Source organism: Pseudomonas sp. BP01, from assembly GCF_022760795.1.
GTDB lineage: Bacteria > Pseudomonadota > Gammaproteobacteria > Pseudomonadales > Pseudomonadaceae > Aquipseudomonas > Aquipseudomonas putida_Q.
Window position 1 is genome coordinate 1 of sequence record NZ_JAFBKA010000058.1, and the last position, 5,551, is coordinate 5,551.

Annotated in this window: 3 protein-coding genes; all 3 read right to left on the reverse strand. The window is 62.6% G+C overall.

What is annotated here, in order from left to right; genetic code table 11:
• Nucleotides 1-79: 79 nt before the first annotated feature.
• From JOY50_RS28370 to JOY50_RS28380, 3 genes are read right to left on the reverse strand one after another with little or no spacing between them, the layout of a single operon-like run.
• Nucleotides 80-3,130 carry an efflux RND transporter permease subunit gene (locus JOY50_RS28370; protein ID WP_138737074.1) on the reverse strand — a complete coding sequence of 1,017 codons (3,051 nt, stop codon included), beginning with the start codon at nt 3,128-3,130 and terminating at the stop codon, nt 80-82.
• Nucleotides 3,127-4,194, reverse strand: coding sequence for an efflux RND transporter periplasmic adaptor subunit (locus JOY50_RS28375; protein WP_132844838.1), 1,068 nt, complete (start codon nt 4,192-4,194; stop codon nt 3,127-3,129). The genes JOY50_RS28370 and JOY50_RS28375 overlap by 4 nt, the downstream gene beginning before the upstream one ends.
• The gene (locus JOY50_RS28380; protein ID WP_138737073.1) at nt 4,191-5,279 is read right to left on the reverse strand and encodes an efflux RND transporter periplasmic adaptor subunit; all 1,089 of its coding nucleotides are present in this window, start codon (nt 5,277-5,279) and stop codon (nt 4,191-4,193) included. Before JOY50_RS28380 ends, JOY50_RS28375 begins: the two co-directional genes overlap by 4 nt.
• Nucleotides 5,280-5,551: the final 272 nt, after the last annotated feature.

Genomic DNA, 5,551 nt, shown 5'->3' on the forward strand with positions numbered 1-5,551 from the left:
GGGTTCACCCGCGAATGCGATGGTGGAGCTACCGTCGCATTCGCGGGTGAACCCGCTCCCACAGGGTCCGTAAAAGGCTTCAGTTTTGTTTCTGCGGCTCGCGAATCTTGTACCAGGCCACATACAACGCCGGCAGGAACAGCAGCGTCAGCAAGGTCGCCACGATGATCCCGCCAATCATGGCGTAGGCCATCGGCCCCCAGAACACCTCGCGGGCAATCGGGATCATGCCCAGGCTCGCCGCCGCTGCAGTCAGCAGGATCGGCCGACGACGATGGTTGGTGGCCTCCACCACCGCATCCCATTGCGAAAAGCCTTGCGCCACGAACTCATCGATCTGGGTTACCAGGATCACCGAGTTACGGATGATGATGCCCGCCAGTGCCAGGATGCCGAGGATCGCCACAAAGCCCATCGGCGTACCCGTGGGCACCAGCGCCAGCACCACGCCGATCAGCCCGAGCGGCGCCACACTGACCACCAGGAACAACTTCTGCAGGCTGTGCAGCTGGATCATCAGGAAGGTCGCCATCAGGAACAGCATCAGCGGGATCACCTTGCGGATCGGCCCTTGCGCCTTGGCGCTCTCCTCCACCGTACCGCCGGTGGCCACTTCGAAGCCCACCGGCAGCTTGCTGGCGAAGTCGTCGATCTTGGGTTTCAACTGGGCCACCAGGTCGGTGGGCTGGATGTCGCCGTTGACCGAGGCCTTGATGGTGATGGTCGGCTTGCGGTCGCGGCGCCATACCAGCGGCTGCTCCAGCTCGTAGCGCACCGTGGCAAACGACAGCAACGGGATCGAAGTGCCGTTGGGCGTGAGGATCTGCAGGTTCTGCAGGGTATCAGGCGAGCCGCGTTCGCTGTCTTCGGCGCGGGCGACCACATTGACCAGGTAAATGTTGTCGTTGACCTGGGTGATCTGCACGCCGCTCACGATGCTGTTCATCACATTGGCCACGTCTTCCGACGATAACCCCAGCTGGCGTGCCTTGTCCTGGGCGATTTCCACGCGCAGCACCTTACCTGGCTCGTTCCAGTCGTAGATCATCTCGCCGATATGCTCGTTCTGGTCAAGCAAGGTGGCCAGTTCGATGGCGTGTTTGCGCACCTCGTCGATATTTGCGCCACTGACCCGATACTGGATCGGCCGCCCTACCGGCGGGCCCATTTCCAGCGACTGTACGTTGGTACCGATGCCGACGAACTCTTCATGCAGGATTTTCTGCAAGCGATCCATCATGGCCTGACGCTCTTCGAAGCCTTTACTGACGATCACCAACTGCGCGTAGTACGGGTTTTGCAATTGTTGGTCGAGGGGCAGGTAGAAACGAATGGCACCCTGGCCGATGTAGGTGCTCCAGTGCACCAGGTCCGGGTCATCCTTGATCCGCGCCTCGAAGCGGTCGACCACCTTGCGCGTTTCCTCGATCGAGGCGTTCTGCGGCAGGTTCAGGTCGACCAGAATTTCAGGGCGGTCCGAGGACGGGAAGAACTGGTTCTGCACAAAGCGCTCACAGAAAATGGCCAACACGAACAACAGCACCGTACCGATGATGGTCAGCCAGCGGTTGCGCATGCACCACAGCAGGCCACCTTCGAACGCTCGCCCTACTCGCCCGGTCTGCTCCTCGTGTGCCTTGAGCTTGCTGCTCAGGATATGCACGCCCAGGACCGGCGCGAAGAACACCGCCACCACCCACGACACGATCAACGCCACGGCGATTACCGCGAACAGGGTATAGGTATACTCACCCGCCGAGCTGGCATTGAGCCCGATGGGCACGAAGCCGGCAACGGTCACCAAGGTGCCGGTGAGCATCGGGAATGCGGTAGAGGTATAGGCGAACGTCGCCGCCTGCTCCTTGCTCTCGCCCATCTCCAGCCGCGTGACCATGACCTCCACGGTGATCATCGCATCATCCACCAGCAGGCCGAGGGCGATGATCAACGCGCCCAACGAAATCCGCTGCATGGTGATGCCGCTGTACTCCATGAACACGAACACCATCGCCAGCACCAACGGGATCGAGCAGGCCACCACCAACCCTGCACGCACACCGAGGCTGATGAAGCTCACCGCCAATACGATCACCACCGCTTCGAACAGCGCGCTGGTGAAGCCACCCACGGCCTGTTTCACTACCACCGCCTGGTCTGAAACGGTGTGCACACCCACCCCGACCGGCAGGTCGGTGATCACGCTGTCCATTTTCTTCTTCAGCGCCGCACCGAACACCTGCATGTTGCCGCCGGCTTTCATGCCGATCGCCAGGCCGATCGCGGTCTGGCCGTTGAAACGGAACATGGGCGTGGGCGGGTCGACGTAGCCGCGCTCGATATCGGCGATATCGGACAGGCGGAAGAAGCGGTCGTTGATCCTCAGGTTGACGGTTTGCAGGTCTTTCTCGGATGCGAACTGCCCGGTGGTGCGCACCGAAATGCGCTCTGGCCCAGCCTCGATCACACCGGCTGGCGTTACCGCGTTCTGTGATTGCAGGGCCTGCATGACCTGGCGCTGGTCGATACCCAGGGCGGCCAGCTTGCGGGTCGAGAAGTTCAGGTACAGCACTTCGTCCTGGGTACCAACCAGTTCGATCTTGCCGATGTTGGGCACTTCGCGCACTTCGGCGCGGGCCTGTTCGACGTAGTCGCGCAGCTGGCGCAGGGTCAGGCCGTCGGAGGTAAAGGCGTAGATCGAGCCGAACACGTCACCGAATTCGTCGTTGAAGGCAGGCCCCTGAATACCCTGCGGGAACTGGCCGCGGATGTCCTGGATTTTCTTGCGCACCTGGTACCAGATTTCCGGGATGTCCTTGGCTTTGGTGGTGTCGCGCAGGTACACGTAGACGGTGGACTCACCCGGTCGGGTGTAGCTTTTGGTGTAGTCGAGAGAATCCAGCTCCTCGAGCTTCTTCTCGATGCGGTCGGTGACCTGGTACAGGGTTTCGTCCTGGGTCGCGCCGGGCCAGCGGGTCTGGATGACCATGGTCTTGATGGTGAACGACGGGTCTTCCTCACGGCCCAGGTTGAAGTAGGAGAAAATCCCCATCAACAAGCCAACGAACATCAGGTACCAGACGAACGATTGATGCTTGAGTGCCCAGTCGGACAGGTTGAAGCTTCCTTTCATTGCGCATCCTCGTCGAAGGTGACCTTCTGGCCAGGCTTGAGGCTGTTGACGCCCGCGGTGACCACGCGCTCACCGGGCTGCACGCCGGCGCTCAGCACGATGCTGTCAGCGGTGCGCTCGATCAGCGCCACGTCACGGGTGGCCACGGTCTTCTGCTGCGTATCGATCACCCACACCTGGGTCTTGCCGTCGCGCTCGAGCAAGGCACTCAAGGGCAATTCGCTGCGCGGGGATACCTGCGAGCTGAGGGTCACACTGATGGCTGTGCCGAGGTGAAAGGCCGCCGGCGTGCTGGCCAGGGTCAGGCGAGCGCGGCGGGTACGGGTGGTGGCATCGGCCTGGGGCTCCAGTTCGCGCAGGCTTGCCGTGGTGCTGATGGTCGGATCCAGTTGCGAGGCCACGGTGAAGGTCAGGCTTTTGCTCAGCTGCTCGGCCAGGCCGATTGGCAGGTCGATTACCGCTTCCTTCACATCCGGCCGGGCCAGGGTCACCACGGCCTGCCCCGCCGTTACCGTTTGCCCGGCTTCGGCCTGCCAGGCGGTAATCACGGCGGCGTGGTCGGTGCGCAGGGTGCTGTAGTCGAGCTGGTCACGGGCCTGGCTGAGCGCAGAGCGCGCCTGCTCCAGCGCTGCGCTAGTGGTTTTCAGGTTGGTCTGGGCGATATCCAGCTGGGCCTGGGCGCCAACGCCGCGGTCATACAGCTGTTGCTGGCGACGGGCATCGGCCTGGGCGTTGATCCACTGCGCCTGCACCTTGGCCAGGTCGCCTTCGGCCGCGCGCAGCTGGTTCTGCTGGTCGGTCGGGTCGAGGGTGGCCAAGGTGTCGCCCGGCTTCACCTGGGCGCCCACATCCAGCCAACGTCGGGCAATGCGCCCGGAAACCCGAAAGCCCAGGGTACTTTCGAAACGCGCCTGGATACTGCCGGCGAAGCGGCCCAGTTGCGACTGCACCTGGGGTTCGACCTTGACCGACAGCACCGGCCGAATCGGCTCTGGTGCTTCTTCCTCACTACTGCAGCCGGCCAGCAATACGCCGGCCGACAGCATCAGCAGCAGGCGTTTCATAGCTCACCCCCTTGGGCCTTGGCGTCGACCTTCTGCACCTGCATGCCGGGGTGCAGCAACTGCCCGCCAGTGACCACCACGGTTTCGCCGCCCTTCAGGCCGCTGGCGACCACAATCTTGCCGGTGAGGTAACGGCTGACTTCGACTTTGCGCAATTCCACCTTGTCGCCCTCGCCCACCACCCACACAGCGGGCTCATGCAGCGCCTTGGTCAGCGCCGACCACGGCAGTTCGATGCTGGGCCGGCCCTGGGCATTGGTGGTGGCGGTGACTGGTGCGCCTAGTTGCATCCCTGCTGGCACGTCCTTCAGGCCGACCTTGACCTGCACCGTGCCGCTTTGCGCCGACACCGTGGGGGTGATTTCGCGTACGAAGCCCTGAGCCTGGACCTTGGGGTCGTCCAGCAGGCTGACGATAACCCCTGCATCGCTGGGCGGCGCTACCAGTAGCGACTCGTAGACATTGAACACCGCATCGCGGTCGCCATCGACGGCCAGGCTGAAGATCGGCATGGTCGCCTGCACCACCTGGCCGACTTCGGCCTGGCGCTCGGTGATAACCCCGGCGGCCTCGGAGACCAGTGCGGTGTAGCTGAGTTGCTCGTTGGCGTTGGCCAGCTGGGCCTGGGCGGCCTTCAGCGCGCTCTGGTTGCTGCGCAGCGCGGCTTCGGCAGCATCGTATTCGCTCTGGCTGGTGTAGCCCTTGGGCAGCAGTTTTTGCTGGCGCACGAAGGCGGCGCTGGTCTGGGTGACCCGCGCCTGCGCGGCGAATACTTCGGCCTTGGCCGAGTCGACGTTGTTCTGCAGGTCTTTCGGGTCCAGCCGCGCCAGCACCTGGTTGGCCTTGACGTGATCGCCCACGTCCACACTGCGCGAAATGATCTTGCCGCCGACGCGGAACGACAAATCAGTCTGCACCCGCGCCTGTACATCGCCGGTCAGGGTGACCCTGGCAGCGAAATCGGTGGACTGGACCTGTTGCACACCCACCCGAGGCAACGTCTCGGGGACCTCTTCCTTGCTACAGCCGGTGAGCATGTAAAGCAGCCCCAGGCAGACGACCGACAGCGGACGCATCAACGCCATGCTGGCTCCTTGCTTGTGCACAAATGATTTGTGGAATGCGACTGTGAGCGTAGTTCAGGGTTCGATAAACATCACTGACGCGGATCAGTTCGGCATTTTCACAGCCTGTGCCGGCCTCTTCGCGGGTGAACCCGCTCCCACAGAGTGGACTGCCCCCATGAAGTTGGACACCAATCCAATTTCTTGGGGTGTTCACATGAGCAAGTATTCAGATCAATTCAAGCTCACCGCCGTCCAGGCTTATCTGGAGGGTGGTGAAGGATTTAGAACAG